Origin of the sequence: Legionella norrlandica, assembly GCF_000770585.1 — a bacterium.
GTDB lineage: Bacteria > Pseudomonadota > Gammaproteobacteria > Legionellales > Legionellaceae > Legionella > Legionella norrlandica.
Genome location: NZ_JNCF01000005.1, coordinates 70,773 through 91,659, shown reverse-complemented (window position 1 = coordinate 91,659; position 20,887 = coordinate 70,773). Strand labels below are relative to the sequence as shown.

Sequence of the window (20,887 nt, the reverse complement as noted above, 5' to 3'; positions counted from 1 at the left end):
ATCTCATATTCAGGAAAAACAGCACGATCAACCAAGTACACGAACCATTTTTGAGTAGTTTTAAGGAATTAAGGAATAGATTCAACCCTGAGTCTACAAGAATACTTCATTCAGAATACTTCATTCTTATTGATCATTTAAAAGACTAAATGTATAATGTTAAATCCAACTACTTGTAGGTAATATCATGCCTAGTATTAAAATCAATGGAATAGGAAAATATTTACCTCGGAATTTAATTTCATCTATAGAGCTGGACAAAAAACTTAACTTGCCCTTAGGTACTGTTGAAAAAAAGTCAGGGCTTATTTCTAGGCATTTTGCTTCACCAGACGAAACCACTTCTTATATGGGAGGCCAAGCAGCCCTTAAAGCAATACAGGAAGCTGGTATTAAACCAAACGACATCGATCTCATTATTTCAGCTTGTGGTGCAGTAGAACAACCTATTCCGTCGACCTCAGTCTTAATTCAAAAACAACTAGGATTAGAATCTTCAGGAATAGCCTGCTTTGATATTAATAGCACTTGCCTTAGTTTTTTAACGGCTCTGGATACAGTCTCATACTTAATTGATGCGGGACGTTATAAGCGTGCTTTGATTGTTTCAAGTGATATACCTTCACTTGGACTTAATTGGCATGATATGGAAACCTGCACCATATTTGGCGACGGGGCCGCAGCCTGTGTCATAGAAAAAAGTGATGGTTCCAGTAAAATACTCAGTTCCCATATGGAAACTCATAGCATAGGTTCTTCCTATTGCCAAGTTGAAGCAGGAGGTACGCGCATCCCACCTTCCCTTCCTTTTGATCATCAGCGTTTTGGGTTGTTTACTATGGATGGTAAAAAGGTATTTAAATTGGCAACCCAACTACTATTAAGTACTCATCAAGTGGTGTTTTCACAAGCTAAATTAACTTTATCCGATATATCTTGGGTTATCCCGCACCAGGCAAGTTTGCTAGCTATGCATCATCTGCGTAAACGACTCAACATCCCTTTAGAAAAATTAGTAAATATTTACGCCACCCATGGAAATCAAATGGCAGCCTCTATACCCATGGCTCTTTACAGACTCACGCAAAGCAAGAAATTAAAGCGCGGTCAGCGGATCTACCTGTTAGGTACCGGTGCAGGGCTCTCTTCTGCTGGAATGATCCTGGAGTACTAAAATGCTCTATGTAGTAACTGGAGCTACTGGCTGCCTAGGAATGAACTTAACAAACCGATTACTTCAAGAAGGAAATAAAGTCATTGCATTAGGACGTAATCGACAACTAGGCAACATCCTAACTCAGCTAGGAGCACAATTTATAGAAGTGGATTTAAAAGAAAAAGAGCATCTGAGAAAAATAACTCGCAGAGCCCAAGTTATTTTTCATTGTGCAGCGCTCTCTAGCCCATGGGGACCTTGGGATAAATTTTATCAATCCAATGTGGTGGGCACCCAAAATGTCATCGAAGCAACACCCGATAATTCGCGACTTATCCATGTATCCTCACCAAGCATTTATTTTGACTTTAAAGAAAAACATCAGATCAAGGAAAATGACCCTTTACCCACAATTCCTGCTAATTATTATATAAAATCCAAATTGCTTGCTGAGTCATTAATTGACAAAGCCTATCTTGAGAAAGATTTGAAAGTAATTACTTTACGTCCACGAGCCATTATTGGCCCCTTTGATAGGGCGATTATTCCCAGATTATTGCAAGCAGAACGAAAAGGAATATTGCCTCTTATCGGTTCGGGTGAGCAAATTATTGATATCACGTACGTTGATAATGTCGTAGAAAGTTTGATTCTAGCTGCCAATGCATCGCATAAATTCTATGGGAAGAAATACAATATTACCAACAACGAACCTAAATCATTGATTACTATCCTTAAGTTACTTTATAGAGCACTGAACAAATCGCTTAAAGTAAAACAGATCTCCTATGCGTTTGCCAAACGTATTGCTTATTGCCTTGAAATAATTCATCATCTTCCTTTTTTAGGTGAACCTAGCATTACACGATATAGCTGTGGTGTATTAGCCCTTGGTCAAACCCTTAATATTGACGCTGCCAAACAAGATCTCCATTACAAACCAATAGTGAGTATCGAGGAAGGCATACATCGATACGCCAATTGGTATCAATCTTCATGCTGACTTATCAACTTTTTGAATCCGGTTTTTGTCGACATTGTGAACGAATGACCTTGCAATCCGGAATGCTGAAACAACGAGAATACCCATCCACATGCGCTCTAATAAATCATCCAGAAAAAGGTTTTATTTTATTTGATACAGGCTATAGTCATCGTTTTTTTCAATTAACTCAACGGTTCCCTTTTTCTTTGTATCGTTATTTAACCCCAGTAACCTTGAAAAAATCACTAAAAGATCAACTCAAGGATCAAAATATTGCGCCTACTGACATCAATTATGTGGTGATTTCTCATTTCCATTCAGATCATATCGCTGGTTTATCTGATTTTCCCAACGCTCACTTTATTTGCCATCCGGATGGGCTTGAAAGTATTCGCTATAAAAGCAAATTCAGGGCACTACTCAAGGGATTTTTGCCTGATCTCTTACCTAGCGATTTTTATCAGCGAACCATCATTCTTGGCAACAGGAAAGTTAAATTAGAACCATCATTACACCCATTCCGCTATGGTTATGATGTTTTTGGCGACAAGCGTCTCATCGCTATACCCTTGCCAGGACATGCCAAAGGCCATATCGGTTTGTACTTTAAAGCAGAAACTGAAGTGTTTCTGATTGCCGACAGTTGCTGGCACCAGGAAACCTTTAAAGAACTTATTTACCCCAGTCATTTAACCTACCTAATTCATGACAATAAAGAAGAATACATTAATACAATAAAAAATCTCCATGAACTCTATAAGTCTAATAAGAATATTGAGATTATTCCTACCCACTGTAAGCATTCACGTGAACGGACGGGGGCTCAAAAATCATGCTAGCTCGCATCCTTTATTATTACTATAAGACTCTTTATTTAAAGTATTATTTGAATACTCATGAACAATTAATAGCCTATCAAAATAAGAAGTTCCACTCTCTAGTCCAAAAAACACTAGTTAACTCCCCCTTCTATAAGGATTATCTTGATAAACCTTTTCATCAATGGCCCATTATGAATAAAACCATAATGAATCATTATTTCGATGAAATAAATACCGTGAAAATTAAGAAATCAGACGCATTAACCATTGCTTTAACAGCAGAGGAAACTCGCAATTTTTCGCCCCTTATCAATGACATCGCCATTGGCCTTTCCTCAGGAACATCGGGCACCAGGGGGTTGTTTTTGACTAGTCCAAGAGAACGTGATGCCTGGACTGGGATTATCCTAGCAAAAGTATTGCCTCACGGCCTTAAGACAAAAGAGCGAATCGCCTTTTTCTTGAGGGCTAACAACCAACTTTATATGACACTCAATAAAAGCAGGAAAATACAATTTCATTTTTTCGATCTTCTACACCCTTTTGAGGAGCATCTGAAAAAAATAAATGCACTTAATCCAACGATTGTGTCAGCTCCATCCAGTGTCTTGCGCTTACTTGCCCAAAACAAAAATCTACTCACAATCCGCCCTAAAAAGATCGTTGCAGTTGCTGAAGTATTGGAACAAGCAGACGAAGAATTCATTAGTAAAGCATTCAATTTGCCCGTATCACAAGTATATCAATGCACTGAGGGATTTCTCGCGGCAAGTGATAAAAGCAGTAATAGTCTGGTGATGAATGAGGAGTTTTTAATAATTGAAAAAGACTGGATTGATGAACAGCGTTTTGTTCCAATAATTACTGATTTAATGCGTACCTCTCAACCGATTATTCGTTATCGTTTGGATGATGTACTCATTGCGAAAAAATCTACTGGAGTATTTACTGAGCTTTCTGCTATTGAAGGTCGTTTGGGCGATGTCTGTTATGGCCAAAAAGGGAATGAAATACTGCCGATTTTTGCAGACGCCCTTCGCCAAAAAATGACCAGTAGCCCTATAAATTTTGATGATTATCGGATATGCCAGAACTCCCTTACTGAATTTACTATACAGGTTTTTCCTGAAATAAACCATCGGGAGGAGTTAATTAGGCATTTAAACCAACTGTTCATCAACCTAGGTTGTGACACACCAACTTGGCTTTGGCAGCCCTATAAAACTAAAGACAATACATTGAAACACCGTCGCATCCAATCCAGATATTATCCTGGGGTGGACTGCTTTAAGAGGAGAACTCAATGAGAGTACTAGTCACTGGGGGCCGAGCTCCAGCAAGCATGGATGTCATGCGCAGCCTGATTCAACAAGGGCATGCCGTTTATAGTGCTGACAGTATGCATTTTCCTCTCGGCCGCTTTGTAAAAGGATTACAAAAGCATTTCACCCTGCCTAAGCCTAATACGGAACTTCAACAATTCATTCAAGCTCTTAAAACAATAATCATTGAGTATCAAATTGATCTACTTATTCCTACTTGTGAAGAAATTTTCTTCATCAGCCAAGGATATGAAGAGCTGTCGCAATATACTCGCCTATTCTGCGAATCCTTCTTGCGACTTAATCCGTTACATAACAAGTTTATTTTTAATCAACTTGCTCTAGATTATGGATTAGACGCGCCACAAAGTTGGCTTGTAACAACTGAAGATGAGAAAGGCAGAATTCCATTAAACAAAGACATCTTATTGAAACCTGTTTATTCTCGTTTTGGCTCCCATTTAATAATTAAACCATCACCACAAGCCATTACCGAATTAAAACTTGATGTTCCTTATGTGGCGCAACTCTTCATTACTGGGAAAGAATACTGCAGCTACGCCATAGCAGATAAAGGCAAGATCCTGATTCAAACGGCTTACCATCCCAAATATACTTCCGGCCCGGCTGCAGGGATTTACTTTGAACCCGCAAATATAGAAGCAATCGCACATTTTGTTACAGTTTTTTGCGAAAAATATCGCTTTAGTGGACAAATTGCCTTTGATTTTATAGTGAGTGAAGGAAAGGCTTTTGCTTTAGAATGCAATCCCAGAATTACTAGCGGATTTCATCTGATTTCAGAACAAATAAACTGGTCAACCCTCATGCAAGGTCAAGAACAAAATTGTCTATTACCCAAACAACCCTATATGCTCGGTCTGGCAATGAAACTTCAAGGGGTCCATTATTTTTTAAACAATCCCCAAGGGTTTATTTATAAAAGGGCTCATGACGTGCTAAAAAGTAAAGATTATCCATGGCTGGGTCTAAAAAGCTTCATGACCATAACCAATATTTTTTGCCGTATGATTAAGGAAAAAAAGAATTTCCATTGCGCTTCAACGGATGATATTGAATTTAATGGTGAGCAATAACATCATGATTTTTAATGATAAATGCACTTTATATAGCAATCCCTTTATACACGGTTCGAGCAAAGAATGGATGCTGAATGTTGAAACCAGAATGACCACCGAAGAGATGGGCGGGTTCCTATTCCCAGCCACCTTAAATGATACAGAATATCATTCCTCTTATGTTTGCTCTCCCTACAACGCACTAATTACTTACAGCAAAGATGAGCTCTTTAAAATTAATAATAGGCTGTTGCGTTTTTGTTTAATCCTATTAATTAATTCCATAGGTGGATTGCTCAGGCTGGGAAAGGTTAATAAAAATTATTTTATCAATAATTTTTTACTGTCAACTAATCCTTATCCGAATTGGCATGGGGATGGGGTGAAGGAGCAATTAAACCGAGCCCGAGAAAAGTATCCTCAACATGCCATCATGTATCGCTCATTAAACGAACATACCAATAAGAATTTAATTGAACATTTAAAAAAAGAAGGATTTATCCTGGCTGCTTCACGGCAAGTTTATATTTTTGATGCTAATTTACAGGAATTCATTAACCGTAATAATACTCAGAATGATCGCCGTGCCTTGGCTAAAAGTGAATATGAACTAGTGCTGCATGACCAAATCAAAGAATCAGATTACCACGATATTGTAAGACTATATAATTTATTATATTTGGAAAAATACTCAAAACATAATCCACAATTTAGTTTAAAGCTTATAGCCTATTGGCATCAGAATCGATTGTTAACCTTGATGGGGCTTCGCGATAAACATGGGATATTGCAGGGTATAGTAGGATTATTTGAAAGTGAACAAGTCATTACTGCACCACTCGTAGGATATAATACCAAGCTATCGAAAGATAAATCCTTGTATCGAATTCTGATTTATCTGGTTCTCGACTACAGTCATAAAAAAAATCGTTGCTTAAACCTAAGCTCGGGTGCTTCTCATTTTAAATTATTAAGAGGAGGCCAACCATTCATAGAATACACAGCCGCTTATATAAAACATTTGCCCTTATATCGTAGAATTACCTGGAGAGCCATACAGATTTTGCTCAACGTTGTTTTTGTTCCGCTCCTTAAAAGGTATAAGTTATGATTATAGAGCGATTAAAACAGCAATGGATGCCTATTACTACGGTAAAAAAAATATCAACTAAGCCTCAACGATTCGTCTTACTCGGTACCCCTATCGTAATCTATAAACTTAATAATCAAATAGTAGCACTACAAGATCGATGCCCACATCGTGGTGCCCCTCTCTCATCGGGAAAGCTGGAAGGTACATTATTACAATGTCCCTATCACGGCTGGAGTTTTAATCCATCGGGCGAATGCATTAAAATCCCTGGTCTGGAAAAAAAAATAAATCTTACAGATAAAAATATACCGGCCTACCCAACTCAAATTGATATGGGATTGGTCTTTATTTGCCTCAATAAAAATGAAACAACACTCCCGCTTTATAATATATCAGCATTGAACTCCAAGAAATATCGTTCTTATTTTATGCAGCTTGAGTTAGAAGGGGATATTTTGAATATCATAGAAAATACCCTTGATGCGACCCATACGCATTATATTCATGCAGGCTTGCTAAGACATGACAATAAAAGACAGATTATAAAAGCCAGTTTAAAAGTCAATAAACACAGTGCTGAAGTTTATTATGAGGACAAACAAAAACAATCCGGCCTAATCAGTTCGCTTTTTGAAAAAAATAGAAAATCATCTATAGGACGATTCCATTTTCCTTTAATCGCTGAGCTTGAATATTATAGTCAGGAACATCTAACAGCTTCATTTACTTTTTATCTAAGTCCCATAACCAATAAAAAACACCGGGCATTCCTGTTAATCAGTTACAGACACCATTGGTTAACCAGCTGGTTAAAAAAACTTGCTTTCCTTCCTTTTATCAAAATGGCATTAAAGCAAGATATTTCTATATTAACAAAACAAGAAAACAATAGTACCTTTTTTCCAGACGCATCATTTAAATCAACCGAATTGGATTTATTACGCCCCCATATAGAACGGATTTTTGAGAATAAAGCGCAGATTTACCAGAAAACAATTTTTTTAAATATTTAAATAGGATGTTAACAATTAATGATAATTTGGATTGATGGGGATGCTTGCCCAAAAGCTATAAAACAAATTTTATATCGTGCTGCAATAAAACGTCAGATTTCAGTGAGAATCGTTGCAAACCATTTAGTAACTATTCCTCCTTCTCCCTTTATAAAAAGAATACAAGTAGAATCAGGTTTTGATAGTGCAGATAAATATATTGTCCATCATGTTCAACCTTACGATCTCGTAATTACCGCAGATATTATTTTGGCCGATCAAATTATTACTAAGCAAGCTTTTGCTCTTAGCCCAAGAGGAACACTTTATTCAGCAAACAATATGAAGCAAATATTAAGCATGCGTAATTTAAATGAATCTCTGCGAGAAAGTGGCTTGATACGAGGAGGCTTCGATGCTCTCAGTGCAAAAGAAATTCAACTTTTCTCAAATCATTTGGACAGAATGATTACTCAATATCACATTTAACCGCTTAAGTCTGCGAATTTAATAAAGTGAGCCAAGCATTATTAGGTTACAATAATTTTGCACAATATAATTGTTGTCACCAAACAAATCATAAAGAAAAAATTTTGATCTATAATAAAATGGCATAGCTGGAATATTGTTCCTACATTAGATCTCTTTCGAAACTCGCTTCATCGAGTGAAGTGTGAGGAGACGCGGAACGGAGAACCGGAGTGTACCTGTCAGTACATGAGGATTCTATTATTCCTAGTAACCTAAGCAAAAGAGTAATGCAGATGTTCACAGATCATAAAGAACTTTCAATTATAACCAGTGACACTCAGAATAATAGAATCAATGAAATAATCAAGGCAGAGCAAATTGAATTACTCTATAAGCAATTACCCTTTGGTTTGGCAGGAGAATTTATTGTATCCATTTTTTTATGCTCAGCATTATGGGAGGTAACTAAGCATAACATCTTAATGAGCTGGTTTATGCTGACTTGTATCTCAGTTTTAATGCGCAGCTCGCTGGTTTACTTCTTTCAGAATAACATTATAAATTTATCTTATAAATTGTGGTTAAGCTTATTCATAATAGGCATTCTCTTTACTGGGAGTACATGGGGTTATGTTGGAGGGTTCCTTATCCCCGAAAAAGGAATCGCTTATCAGTCCTTTGTTGTTTTTATGGTATTAGGGGTTAGTGCTGCGGCCAATAACTTATATTCACCTATACTCAGTGTTTACATTTTGTTTTTAATCATTTCCTTCACTCCTTTTTCCATATGGCTATTTACTAAAGGGGATATCTATATTTTATTGGGTTTCTCAAGTTTTATTTATGTTGCGATACTTTTAATCACTGCGCACAAAGCTAATGCGCTACTGCTTTCATCTCTAATTCTAAGATTTGATAATAATAACCTTGATGCGGTCACAAAATTGTTAGAACAGAAAATAGCGGAACGTACTGATAAATTAAATCAAGCCTTAGCAGTTACCCGCTCAACGCTCGAATCAACAACAGATGGAATTTTGGTAGTTAACCTAAATGATAAGATTGAATTTTATAATCAAAAATTTCTAAGTATGTGGAAATTTGATGATGAAACCATTAAAAAATTGAATGACAAAAATGCGATTGATTTTGTTAAAAATCAATTAGTTGAGCCTGAAAAATTTGTTAGCCGAATTCAATATCTATATGCTAATCCAGATCAAAATAGTTTTGATGAATTACATTTTAAAGATAGAAGAATATTTGAGCGCTACTCCATGCCGAACCGGCTAGGTAATAAAATTATTGGCAGAGTATGGAGTTTTCGTGATGTCACCGAGCGAAAAAAAATGGAACTTAAAATTACCCATCAAGCGACTCACGACATACTAACTGATTTACCAAACCGCACCTTATTAAACGATAGAATTATACAGGCTATTAATTACTCAAAACGCTTTCATACCAATTTAGTTGTTACTTTCATTGATGTTGACCATTTTAAATATATTAATGATAGCCTTGGTCATCATGCTGGTGATATAGCACTAAAAGAAATTGCGAGTCGATTAAAAAATTGCATACGAGAGAGTGATACACTGGCACGATTTGGTGGAGATGAATTCGTCATTTTATTTTTAAACGATAAATTTGAGGAAATTCATAGTGTAATTAATAAAATTCATAATGCTATAGGCCAAACAATTACCATTCATAATCAGAAATTAGCTATCACAGTAAGTATTGGTGTAAGTATTTACCCAAGGGATGGAAGAACTCCTTCCACATTATTAAAGAATGCCGATATTGCAATGTACATGGCCAAAAATAACGGCCGAAATTATTATCATCTATTTGATAAGACTATGCACATTAAAACGAAAAGAGAAATGATTATTCATAATTATTTACGGAATGCGCTACAAAAAAATGAATGCACTCTTGCATTTCAACCTATCCTAAATTTAAAAACAAAAAAAATAGTTGCTGTTGAAGCGCTCATGAGATGGTTTCATCCAGAATTAGGGGAGGTCAACCCTGAGGAATTTATTGCGATTGCTGAAAAAACTGGATTAATTATTCAGTTAGGAGAATGGGTTCTGCGGCAAGCTTGTTTACAAATTAAAACCTGGAATGATAAAGGTTTGCCGCCAATCCGAATAGCCGTGAATGTTTCGGGGACTCAAATTAACCGAAAGAATTTTATAGACCTCATTAAGAATATATTAACTGAGTTTGCACTTGATCCCAAAATATTAGAGATAGAAATAACAGAAAGTGCCATTATGACGAATGCACAACACGTCATATCTTCTTTGCAAGAATTAAATTCATTAGGTATTAGTATTTCAATTGACGACTTTGGGACTGGTTATTCCAGTTTTAGTTACCTCAAAGATCTTCCGACAACCAAATTGAAAATTGATAAATCATTTGTTAAAAATTGTGCAAAAAATAATAAAAATGCTTCAATAATCGGGGCCATTATTACCATGGCGCGCCAACTAAATTTGCGAGTACTCTCCGAAGGTGTTGAGACAATTGAACAAGAGAATGTCTTAATTAAATTTAATTGCGATGAAGTCCAAGGTTATCTATATAGTCAAGCTGCTCCGCCAGAGAAAATTGAAGCCATGCTTGGTCACTAAAGGCTTATTCAGAAACCATCTTTAAAACAGCTATCTACTCAATTTAAAATCTTATTTGCAGTAAATCCAAAGCACCAACACCTCAAAAAAGACAACAAAACAATCAAGTAGTTCAATTTTTAATAATTCCTTAATCTATTTCAGCTAATATATGTAGGCAAATTAAATCCATTTAGACTAAAAAGAGGATAATCTGTGTTTAGCAAGCTGTTTAAAACAAAAACCGATATCGTAAACGAAAAAATCCATCGCATTAAAAAGGCCACTGAAGTAAAAGACATAAGATGTCTAGCCAATTTTAATGAGATTTTGAATAAAAACCCATACCGGGAAAATATTCAAGGTTATTATGTTGAAATTCCATTATCGGAATATAAAACGTTTGTTCCAATTAGCTCTCAGTTTCCTGATCGATACGGTAATAATTACGAAGGGGGGCAGTTTGACGCACCATTATTCACATTAAAAGAATGGCGTGACAACTGGAAAAAAGGTCATCCCAATACTGAGATACCGGATTTATTAATCAATGCAAACTGGTTTAATGTATGGACGAGTGGCATCCCAAATGTGGGAGAAAAAATCAACCCCAGAACACAACCACGCACATATCTTATTGGTTTGTCGTTGAGTAATGGGGAACTGGTATCCACCCATAAAGTACTTGATCAAAATAATATTGGGTTAGACACGATTACCTTTGATACCGCAGATAAAAAAGCAGCGATCATTCCACATGATAGTATTGATGCCGAATTAGAGAAAAATCTCAATTTTTATGATAATAAAAATGCCGTATCTGGGTTTATTATTCTAAAAGATCAATCCAAATTAAAAACACCTGATTTGAATAATAACCACTCAAATCGACTACCACGTACAGGCGTTGGATATAAAAATAATGGCAATACTATTGTGATAATAGTTATTCATAATCCAGATCGTAATTTCGGTGTCACTGCAGAGGAATTTGCGGATTTATTTGAAGAACTCGATTGTACAGATGCTATCAACTTGGATAATAGCGGATCAGTAGAACTGTACTATGAGGGCTTGGGTGAATTCGGTAAAAAGTTGGTCACTGCACAAACAAAAACTTGTGATGCAGGGACAACAACTGAGCGGCCTAAGCCTAACTGTTTAGGCTTCAAAAATGTAAGCAAGTGCACATTCTTTGCAAAAGATGACTCAGATCTTCCAACACACAAAAGTTCTATTGTTGAAGAATCATTAATCAAAACAGACGATGATATAACAACGCACACATATTAACTTAAGGCCGACGAAAGTTGCAAATTGCAATTTGCATTTTGTCATTCGTGGAAATTGCGTCGGAGGAAGAGATGTCCGATGCAATTTTTACTGCTAGTTCTACAGGAAATTTCTTCTTCCTAAAGAAACTATTACAATCTCGATAGGCTTGAGCAAGCATATGTGAATCATATTGTATTTTATAGTATTCCGTGAAATAAGGACATATTACTGCAATATGGAATCTTGAAGCGGTATCATGGATACGTCTATCATTGATATATAAGTCACAGTCATCTGATTTAGAAACAATAAGCTTTGCATTATCTAAATTTAATAGATGAATAAAATTATCCTTTGATTTGACAGTTGGAAAAGTAACACCTAATAGCTGGCTTTCTGACAGGAGCGCCGGAAGGAAAACAGTATTCTTATCAATAATTATTGAACCAATTTCTTGATCTTGTGAAGAATTTATTTCAAGTTGCTCCAAAAATATATCGCGCATTCCCTGATTTGGAAATTCAATTGCCAATGATTTTTTTTATCCCTAACAAACTCTGATAATTTTATTACCGGGCCAATTGTTCGCTGAATAAAATTATTTAATCGCTGATTTAGCTCATGATCATCATAACAACAATGATCAATAATCTTTGTAAACCAAGTAGAACAATAATTCTTTTCTGTTAACAAAGTACACAGTTGCTCATAAAGCGCGAGGCTTTTTTTAGAAGCTTCCTGATCTGGTACTAAGCAAATTTGTGATGATATTTGTTCTGAAATAATCAGGTGCATAATACTTATAACAGAATTAATGCGCGAATAATTTGTAGAATTAGGTATCAACCGTTTTGACAAACTGACGAGATCATTTACATAGCTAGTTAGATCTTCTTGAGCTAAGAGATTTTTAGCACTCATTAGGTTAGCTTTTTATTATAAATATATTTCTATTTTGCAATTTTTATTAGCATTAAAGAACGCTCTGAATTACTAGAAACTGATAATTTTTTAGCTTCTCCTTGCCCTAGTAAAAATTATATCTTTAAATATACCGCCTTAAGAGTCTCTTAATATACTTGCTGTACAATAAATATCCTAATTGACCATTATGAGACATTTAAATGAGCATAGAGAGATATATTGCAGCATTACAAGCTAGCACGGTTGATTCTGCTGATTCTGTTTTAATTACTATTCATATCATTGAACACGAGTTAGGTCATTCGCAAGAATTGGATTTAGTAAAGCAAGCTTTTGCCCAAAATGATTATAAGCACGTATTTGATTTAATAGAATCACTTATTAATCCCACCTTGCAAGAAAAAAATGAGGAAGTATTTGAGCTAATCTGTGAAAAAATAGCCACTTCCTTTGAACATGACAATCCACATAAGAATTGGAGCAGAAGATACTTTGATACTCGTCTTTCCCAAGAACTTTGGAATATCCAGAATGCAAATTATTTTTCCAGTATAGAAAAACTTGCCGCTCTCATGGTTGAAAAAAACAGACAGTTTACACCATCAACCCAAATAAAATCGCTTGATGAAGCTGAGAGCGTGATTAAGCTTGTTAGGGATTTTGGTGAAAAAACTCATGAAATCAATGCATTAATGGTGAATTACGCTCAATGAAAACCAGCATTTCTAACTCCAAAGATCGTGGTCCCAAGCGAAAATTACCTGAGGAACTTATAAGCCAAAACCCAGGAATAGTGAAATCGATTTCACCCATGCCAGTCAATGAGCTATTACCCACTGCAATGTCCAATAAGGTTGCAGATATTTTTGAAATTGATCCTTCAATAGTAAGAGGATATTCAAAAACAAATACCCAAGTACCTTATGTGAATTCTGTATCAGGAACAACTTTTGTGCTAGTAGCTGTTTTGACACATTATATTGAAAAATATAAAAATGATTCTAACTTGGAAAATGATACTAATCACATCATCCAGGCATTTCTTTCTTTTACTTGCAAATGTGGCTATCATAGCCTGGCTGAAATGCAAGATGTTTTAAATGATCCTGCAGTTAAAGAAATTTTTGCTACCAATAACATCACAATTCACGATCTCCCACAAAAAGCGTTAGATGCCGCTATTGCTGCCTCAGGCGAATACGCAACCAGAATTACCTTACAACATAGGCTTCATGAACACATAAGTGAAAGGGGCCCATCACTAACCCATGTTGAATCTAATGATCGAAGTAAGCCTTCCCTATCCTTTTTCCGCAAATGTTATCCTATAGTGTTGTCAATATATGGTGTGCGCGAGAATAAAGCAACTGGCCCTCGAGTGACAGAGGCTATAAAAAAAATCCGAGAAGAGCAAGGAAATGTTCCTGCTCTGCAGGCAGCATTTAATTTCATGCATTGGGCTAGACAAAAACATCGGCATTTTAATACCACTGAATTAAAAGAACTTATTGTTAAGATGCGCACAGAGATACAACAAGAGAATTGTAATAATCATCCCAAAGGCTGTATTATCATCTAAACACAGCCCCATCGAAAATAATGGTAGGCTTGGCTTATCAAAATCGAACACGGTAGCTTGGAACCATAGTTCCAGCTACGCAACTATAAATAATTTGAATTAATAGCAATAGAGTTACTGATCAACCTTATTGTCTATGTTTTTTTTGTAATCACTCAATTGCTCTATAATTGCTTTATTAAATTCTGAAATATCACCAGGTTTTCTGCTGGTAATTAAATTTCCATCCTTCACTACTGCTTGATCGATCCATATCCCTCCGGCGTTAATTAAATCAATTTTTACTGATGGCCAAGAAGTCAGGCGTTTCCCTTTAGCAACTTCAGCATTAATAAGAAGCCAAGGACCATGACAGATGGCAGCTATGGTTTTTTGTTGCTCGTTTATTTTTTTGGTAAATTCCACAGCTTTGGGCAAAAGGCGCAATGCATCTGGATTCATCACTCCTCCAGGTAAGAGTAAGGCATCAAACTCATTTGGCTTGGCATTTTCCAAAAGCACATCGACATTAAAGGAATCTGCTTTTTCTGCATGATTCCATCCCTGAACTGTTGATTTATTTGAAATAAGAAAAGTTTGGGCACCTTGACTTTGCAAGGCTTCTCGAGGCTTTACCATTTCTACTTGCTCAAAACCATCTGTCAGCAAAATAGCAATTTTAAGTCCATCAAGTGGATTCATAGTTCATCCTGAAATAAAGTGATTCTATAAAGAATAGACGGCTTAGTGTTTTTTGCAATGAGATAATTTACACAGCATGATTTAGACTCTTAACAAGTTGTGAAATTTAAAGTGAACCATAAAATTTGGAGGATTTTTTGATTTTAAAAAACAAGTAAATTATTATCATGTTCTGAAAATACTTAACATTAAAATAATATGAAGGATTGCGGATGCAGGGAACGAACTACCGATTAGATCTCGGAAAAGAGAAATTCGCGATTGTCCATGATGTGGGCCTTACCAACAATCGACGATTAGCAAGCAGCACTAGATTTTTCTTTATTTTCATATTCCTTCATTACTTTTTATGGTATTCCCTCCCTTTATTCAGAATTCTGGTTTATCTCTCTATTGCTTAAAGCGTATGATGCATTTTGATGCACTCATTATCTTGTGATCTGGGATCGATTGTTGTTGACCATTTTTTATTTCCCCTTTTATTATACAAGGAGTACTTAATGAAGTATTGTTTCTTTATTTCTGCGCTAACAGCCAGTGTGCTGGCAAATCAAGCGTCTGGGGGCACTATAGGCCCTGTTATGTCCATCAAAGATCGGAGTTGGGTAGGTTCAATCAGTGCAGGTCCAGTTTGGACAAGAGCCGGCGAGACACAAACTTTCTTTCTAGCGCAGGAAATTGAAAAAACCTATGTAGCCCGAAAATCTACTAACGCCCTGGCATCTGGTGAATTGTTTGTTGGCTTGCAGAAAATTTTACCATCCAACTGGCAAGGTCAGTTAGGTCTTGCGGTCGCAATTACAGACAGTGCGAAACTACGGGGTGTTATTTGGGATGATGCGGATCCTCAATTTGACAATTACAGTTATCAATACCAAATAAGTCACAGCCGAGTGATAATGAAAGGCAAACTGTTATTTGACAAAGGATATTGGCTTACCCCCTGGGCGAGCGCAGGATTAGGAGTGGGATTTAACCGGGCGCATGATTTTATCAATACCCCATTGATTTTTGAGGCATTACCTAATCCTAATTTTACAGACCATACTAAAACCGCTTTCACCTATACACTGGGAGCTGGGATACAAAAATCCATCAGTGAACATTGGCAAGTGGGAGTTGGTTATGAATTTGCGGACTGGGGTAAAAATGAATTGGATAAAGCTTGGGATCAGACTCTGAGCTCAGGATTGGTGCTCGGTCACCTCTACACCAATGGAGTTTTATTAAATCTCACTTATATCGCTTAAGGAAAAAAGCATGCAAAGGAATAAGAAAAAAATTTTAATGAGCAGGATACTCGTTAGTTTGTTCTCCTGGTTAATGTTAACAGTGGTACAGGCAGCCGGGCCTCTTTGGACTATTGTCCCTGCGTCAGGGAATAATCCTACACAGACGGTACCGGAAAATGGAACGGCCGTTGTGCAATATATAGTGCAAAACCAATCCGGAAAATCCAAAAAACTGGTGATTCAGTCAATGCCAGGGATTACTCAGACCACCCCCTGTTTGCTGGCACCCAAAGGTCGAGCAGGTAGCAGTTGCGTTTTAAATCTTGCCATTAACGGCAGGGCATTACCTAGAAGCGGTATCCATAGCGGGCCTGCAGTGTGCCAGGCAAACCCAGATGGCACCCCTAATCCCAATCAGTGTTACCAACCAAGTGCCATTAACAGTTTAAACATCACCGTGGTCCTTCTATCGCCACAATAAGTGTTACTCCGACCACACTATTGTTTGCTGAAAATTCAACAGGCGAAGTTATAGTGACCAATAGTGCAAGTTCGCCATTTGCAGCAAATAATATAATGGCGACCATTCCTGGAAGCAGCAACATCAGCGTGCAAAGCACCACCTGTGGAGCCAGTCTTGCAATTGGGGCAAACTGCACCATCACCTTTGCCTCAGGCACCCAGGAAGGACCAACCACGATTTCAATTGCTGGGGATAACACCAATACGGTAAGTGTCAGTGTTACTGTCACCAGTCAACCACAAATAAGCATCACTGCTCCGGTGCAACAAGAGCGAGTGGTTGAAGTATCAGGTGCTGCGTTGAATTTACAAATCACTAATGACGCTGGCAGTGCAGTCAATGCCAATGGCATTACCATCAGTAATCAAGCCGCCTGCCCTAACCTCTCAGTCAACAGCACAAATTGCGCAAGCGTGGCACCTGGAAGCAGTTGTATGTTAGTGCTGACTTCCAATACCGCCTATGCCCCCTGCACTATTACTGTCAGCGGCAGCAATACAGCTAATAGCCCTCAAACCCTAATTGCTTTTTTTCATCTGGAAGGATTAGTGTTTGAAGTGAGCGGCAGCATTGGCAAGATCGTAATTGATGTGTCGCAACAGTTTGATACCAATTGGACGGCAATTGACTCTGATATAAGTGGTGCAGAAAGCCTGGATAACGGGATTGCTAATACCAATGCCATTGTGGGCAGTATAGCTTGTACTGCCAGTTGCGCTGCCCGACGTTGTCAAAATATAAGTACAAGCTGGTATCTTCCTGCAATAAATGAGTTATCTGCAATCCGTAATGCATTATGTTCCAATTCGGCAATTCCCTGTAACTTTGGTGATTTTTCTGCGAGCGAGTTCTACTGGAGTTCATCACAAAACGTCGACCACCCTAACGACAGCGCATTGCTCTTGGGCTTCCCATCGGGTACCATCAAATCTGACTTTAAGAGCCTGGGACGGCTTGTCCGTTGTACCAGAACGTTTACCCCTTAATCGTCTTCCTTAGAGGCAGCTTCTTGCTGCCTCATGATTCTTAAAGATAATTATCATTCCTTACAATTATTTGATTTAAGAGAAATTTTTCTAGAAAGACAATTTGCTTTAAAAGTATAATAACTGATTAATTACTTTATCTATGAATTAAAATATGCAACTAGAAAAAAAAGAACATTCCGCTCATCCAATATTTCACAAGATTCCTTGGAAAGTATGGCACCATGCTTTCTATACTATTGAGTCATCTATAAGATATTATCATGTATTCTTACGATACAAGGACCCAACCAGGCCATTGCAAAGGTATGAGGATCCCTTACAGGCTCTTTTAAGTATTATTTATTTTCATCCTGAACTAAATGATGCAACCTTACTAGAACTAGCACGGAAACTCGGTATTAAGCCCGAAACAATTTACCAAGCAGCAATAATTACGGGGAAACGTTCCTTCTTTGATAATGTTGTTGATACTCGTAAGCCAGATATTCTTCAGAGGATCCGCTCTGGCTATTTTTTTGATTTTTTAAATGCGGCAAAATTTGGTCATCTTGAAATAATAAATGGCTTAGTTAATTTGGTACCTGATCGAGTGCATGAGATAGTGGCTGCCTATAATTTTGCACCGCTTAGAGAGGCAGCAACCTATGGCTATATGGATATAGTAAACCGATTAGTGGAGTTAGTGCCTGATCAGGTTGCTGAGATGGCAGTTGCTGGGGAATACGCTGCTTTTCGTTTTGCAGCAAGTCATGGCCATCTTGACGTCTTAGACCGTTTGATAGAGTTAGCGCCCCATAAAGTCCCTGAAATGATAGCCTCTTTTAATTTTTCAGCATTTTGTTGTGCCGCCAAAGGCGGCTATCTTAATGTCCTAAATCGCCTGATTGAGTTAGCCCCCGATAAAATAAGAGAGATGATAACTGCCGAAAATTTTCATGCCTTCAGGTATGCTGCGGCTAATGGACATCTTCATATAATAAACCGTTTGATAGAGCTGGCTCCAGACCTCGTTCCTGATATGCTCGCTTCTGACTACTTCTTTGCTTTTCATTATGCCGCTATGGGTGGTTATCTGGATGTCATGAATCGACTATTAGAGTTGGCCCCTGAAAAAACAGATGACATGATCTCTGCCTTAAGTTATTCCGCTTTTCGATGGGCCGCTAGGTATGGCCATCTTGATTTAGTGAATCGATTGGTCGCTTTGGCTCCGAATAAAGTTGACAAAATGGTGGCTGCCGATGATTTTTTTGCTTTTAAGCATGCTGCTCAACAAGGTCACCTTCATATAATAAATCGTCTGATAGAGTTGGCGCCTGATCAAGTAATCAATATGATCATTGCAGACCGCTTTCATGCCTGTCACGATGCTATAGCTTGGGGGCATATTCCTGTTTTAATTCGCTTAATGGAATTAGCGCCTAATGAGATAGCTGGGTGGATTGATAATAATAGAGATCTTGTTTTAACAAGAGCCAGTAATCATGAGTCCATGCTCTATCATATGTTGAATATCCCAGAAAATTTTGCTTATGCAGAGCTCCATGAGCAATGTTTCTGGTATGATAAAATCATGCCATTTATCAATACTTATTTAGAAAAGTGGCATAATGAACAACGAGAATTAGAGCAGCAGTCCCCTAATCAGTTATTTAATTTGGACAATCCCCAAGAAGCAAGTTTAGGATTTTACATGGTGCGTCATTTGATTCGTTGCAATGACATAAGCCTATCCGATGAGATTCATTTTTTATTAGATATTCCGGCCATTAGGCATCTGGCTCATCAAGAAATGACCCCTAATCGCCCTAATGAACTACTGCGACTGAGTTTAAGTGTGGGTAATGAGGACGCAGCCAATATTCTTCTAACTATTCCGGCAGTATATGAGTTAGCTCAAACACAGCAGTTTTATTCCGAAGAACAACAAGCAGGCATGGATTTAAGGGCTTTGGCTACGGATCGTGAATCCTCAATGAATACATTGACGCAAGGCGAGCAAAAACGCCTCGCAGAAGTGATCAAGCGTTATCGACCGGTTTTAAAAAAGCAAGGTGTTGCCAAACTGGCAGGAGAGCTCCGCCAACAATTGATTGAAATTTATGAAAAAGCACCTGCCACTATTCAGATCAATAATCAAACCATTTCCTTACCCTTAACTTGGATTGATTTTAACGCCATGTCTTTGACTCCAGAAGAACGTCAACAGGCATTGCAAGCCTATTATCAGCATAAAACACACACAGCCTTTCGTTATCTTTCGAAGCCCAATTTTTGGATGGCAAAAAATGCTAATCATGTTCAGGTGAATCTAGATAACACGAACGAACGTTGGTCTACTTTTGAAGAATATTTACCATTGATTGCTATGTTCTGGTTGGCTGCCACTGATAAGGATACACCACCATGTGATGATCACACCTTTGAAAGCCGTCTTGCTCATTTTATTGAAGAATTGGCCTTCATAGGGCGAGCTCATAACTGGGATAAGCATCGAATAAAAACTGACACGCATGAGCAAGCCCTGTGTCATATCGATAGGCCTCAAAAAGGAAATCTGATTACTGAAGAATATGACGATCTGGAAGGAGATAAACCCAGTTGCTTTTCAGGAGTGAAGCGGCGTCTTTTTCAATCGGTATTAGGACATCCCTTATTAAAGGTATTAACTTTAGACGGTGTGCAAGAAGAGCTTCGGAATTTTCTAAGAGACGAATTCAGACAACGAATTCCTAATGAAAGTGAGCGTGCTTTGCTAAAACAATATCTTGATGGTTATATTGTCAATTTGGAATTGAGTGATACGGAGAAACAAGCGTTTCAAATATTCAATATTAGGCCTGAACAAGCCAATCAATTTATTGAGAATTTAGCCAACAAATACGGTTCTCAGCTTACCAAAGCCTTCAGGACTCATCTTGAAAAGCAACTGGCACTCAACCCAGCAGGCGGTAGCTTACTCGATGAGCTTCATTTTTTTCGCTTTGGAGAATGGGTCAATGATATCTTGCTACCCCAGAGCCAAGCAAAAATGTCGCCTCTCGCTCAAGTGGGATTTTTTTCTGGAACTGAACCAAGCGGAAGGCAGTTGATTCACTCGGACTCTATGTCTCCACCATGTGCTTGACTTATATTATA

At 37.5% G+C, this 20,887-nt stretch carries 19 protein-coding genes; 16 read left to right on the top strand and 3 right to left on the bottom strand.

The window, feature by feature from the left end; translation table 11 throughout:
• The first annotated feature begins 187 nt into the window (after positions 1–187).
• The 10 genes from OK13_RS02410 (at position 188) to OK13_RS02365 (ending at position 11,839) form a co-directional block, all read left to right on the top strand.
• A complete protein-coding gene (locus tag OK13_RS02410) occupies positions 188–1,174 on the top strand; it encodes a beta-ketoacyl-ACP synthase III (RefSeq protein WP_035887282.1) in 987 nt (328 codons plus the stop codon).
• Position 1,175: 1 nt separating this feature from the next.
• A complete protein-coding gene (locus OK13_RS02405; protein WP_035887279.1) occupies positions 1,176–2,159 on the top strand; it encodes an NAD-dependent epimerase/dehydratase family protein in 984 nt (327 codons plus the stop codon).
• Positions 2,153–2,980, top strand: a complete 828-nt coding sequence (locus OK13_RS02400; protein ID WP_035887276.1) for an MBL fold metallo-hydrolase — start codon at positions 2,153–2,155, stop codon at positions 2,978–2,980. Before OK13_RS02405 ends, OK13_RS02400 begins: the two co-directional genes overlap by 7 nt.
• Complete coding sequence (locus OK13_RS02395; RefSeq protein ID WP_035887273.1) at positions 2,974–4,269, top strand: F390 synthetase-related protein; 1,296 nt, start codon at positions 2,974–2,976, stop codon at positions 4,267–4,269. Before OK13_RS02400 ends, OK13_RS02395 begins: the two co-directional genes overlap by 7 nt.
• Positions 4,266–5,381 (top strand): ATP-grasp domain-containing protein, encoded by a 1,116-nt coding sequence (locus tag OK13_RS02390; protein WP_035887270.1) that lies wholly within the window; start codon positions 4,266–4,268, stop codon positions 5,379–5,381. The genes OK13_RS02395 and OK13_RS02390 overlap by 4 nt, the downstream gene beginning before the upstream one ends.
• Before the next feature lie 4 nt (positions 5,382–5,385).
• Entirely contained in the window at positions 5,386–6,474 is a 1,089-nt protein-coding gene (locus tag OK13_RS02385; protein ID WP_035887324.1) for a hypothetical protein, read from the top strand.
• Complete coding sequence (locus OK13_RS02380; protein ID WP_035887267.1) at positions 6,471–7,469, top strand: aromatic ring-hydroxylating oxygenase subunit alpha; 999 nt, start codon at positions 6,471–6,473, stop codon at positions 7,467–7,469. The genes OK13_RS02385 and OK13_RS02380 overlap by 4 nt, the downstream gene beginning before the upstream one ends.
• 18 nt (positions 7,470–7,487) lie before the next feature.
• Positions 7,488–7,937 carry a YaiI/YqxD family protein gene (locus OK13_RS02375; RefSeq protein ID WP_035887262.1) on the top strand — a complete coding sequence of 150 codons (450 nt, stop codon included), beginning with the start codon at positions 7,488–7,490 and terminating at the stop codon, positions 7,935–7,937.
• Between the two features lie 275 nt (positions 7,938–8,212).
• Complete coding sequence (locus tag OK13_RS02370) at positions 8,213–10,567, top strand: putative bifunctional diguanylate cyclase/phosphodiesterase (protein ID WP_052117528.1); 2,355 nt, start codon at positions 8,213–8,215, stop codon at positions 10,565–10,567.
• A gap of 195 nt (positions 10,568–10,762) precedes the next feature.
• Entirely contained in the window at positions 10,763–11,839 is a 1,077-nt protein-coding gene (locus OK13_RS02365) for a phosphodiester glycosidase family protein (RefSeq protein ID WP_035887260.1), read from the top strand.
• Between the two features lies 1 nt (position 11,840).
• Here the strand turns inward: OK13_RS02365 and OK13_RS15040 are convergent, their stop codons facing one another.
• Together OK13_RS15040 and OK13_RS15035 are read right to left on the bottom strand one after the other, a co-directional pair.
• Positions 11,841–12,353, bottom strand: a complete 513-nt coding sequence (locus OK13_RS15040) for a hypothetical protein (RefSeq protein ID WP_241480361.1) — start codon at positions 12,351–12,353, stop codon at positions 11,841–11,843.
• Complete coding sequence (locus OK13_RS15035) at positions 12,293–12,742, bottom strand: hypothetical protein (protein ID WP_241480360.1); 450 nt, start codon at positions 12,740–12,742, stop codon at positions 12,293–12,295. Before OK13_RS15035 ends, OK13_RS15040 begins: the two co-directional genes overlap by 61 nt.
• A 203-nt stretch (positions 12,743–12,945) precedes the next feature.
• On the opposite strand from OK13_RS15035, the gene OK13_RS02355 reads away from it, so the two are divergent.
• Both OK13_RS02355 and OK13_RS02350 read left to right on the top strand, forming a co-directional pair.
• Entirely contained in the window at positions 12,946–13,458 is a 513-nt protein-coding gene (locus OK13_RS02355; RefSeq protein ID WP_035887258.1) for a hypothetical protein, read from the top strand.
• On the top strand, positions 13,455–14,324 hold the full coding sequence (locus OK13_RS02350; protein ID WP_035887256.1) for a hypothetical protein: 870 nt from the start codon (positions 13,455–13,457) through the stop codon (positions 14,322–14,324). The genes OK13_RS02355 and OK13_RS02350 overlap by 4 nt, the downstream gene beginning before the upstream one ends.
• A 114-nt stretch (positions 14,325–14,438) precedes the next feature.
• Here OK13_RS02350 and OK13_RS02345 read toward each other — a convergent pair whose 3' ends face one another.
• The gene (locus OK13_RS02345) at positions 14,439–15,005 is read right to left on the bottom strand and encodes a type 1 glutamine amidotransferase domain-containing protein (RefSeq protein WP_035887254.1); all 567 of its coding nucleotides are present in this window, start codon (positions 15,003–15,005) and stop codon (positions 14,439–14,441) included.
• Between the two features lie 500 nt (positions 15,006–15,505).
• Between OK13_RS02345 and OK13_RS02340 the strand changes: the two genes are divergently transcribed.
• The 4 genes from OK13_RS02340 to OK13_RS02325 all read left to right on the top strand — a co-directional run bounded on the left by OK13_RS02340 (position 15,506) and on the right by OK13_RS02325 (position 20,876).
• Positions 15,506–16,255, top strand: a complete 750-nt coding sequence (locus OK13_RS02340) for an outer membrane protein (RefSeq protein WP_035887252.1) — start codon at positions 15,506–15,508, stop codon at positions 16,253–16,255.
• Positions 16,256–16,265: 10 nt separating this feature from the next.
• On the top strand, positions 16,266–16,718 hold the full coding sequence (locus tag OK13_RS02335) for a hypothetical protein (protein WP_052117527.1): 453 nt from the start codon (positions 16,266–16,268) through the stop codon (positions 16,716–16,718).
• Positions 16,719–16,771: 53 nt separating this feature from the next.
• Positions 16,772–17,746 carry an Lcl domain-containing protein gene (locus OK13_RS02330; protein WP_052117526.1) on the top strand — a complete coding sequence of 325 codons (975 nt, stop codon included), beginning with the start codon at positions 16,772–16,774 and terminating at the stop codon, positions 17,744–17,746.
• Between the two features lie 154 nt (positions 17,747–17,900).
• Positions 17,901–20,876, top strand: coding sequence for an ankyrin repeat domain-containing protein (locus tag OK13_RS02325; protein ID WP_052117525.1), 2,976 nt, complete (start codon positions 17,901–17,903; stop codon positions 20,874–20,876).
• Positions 20,877–20,887: the final 11 nt, after the last annotated feature.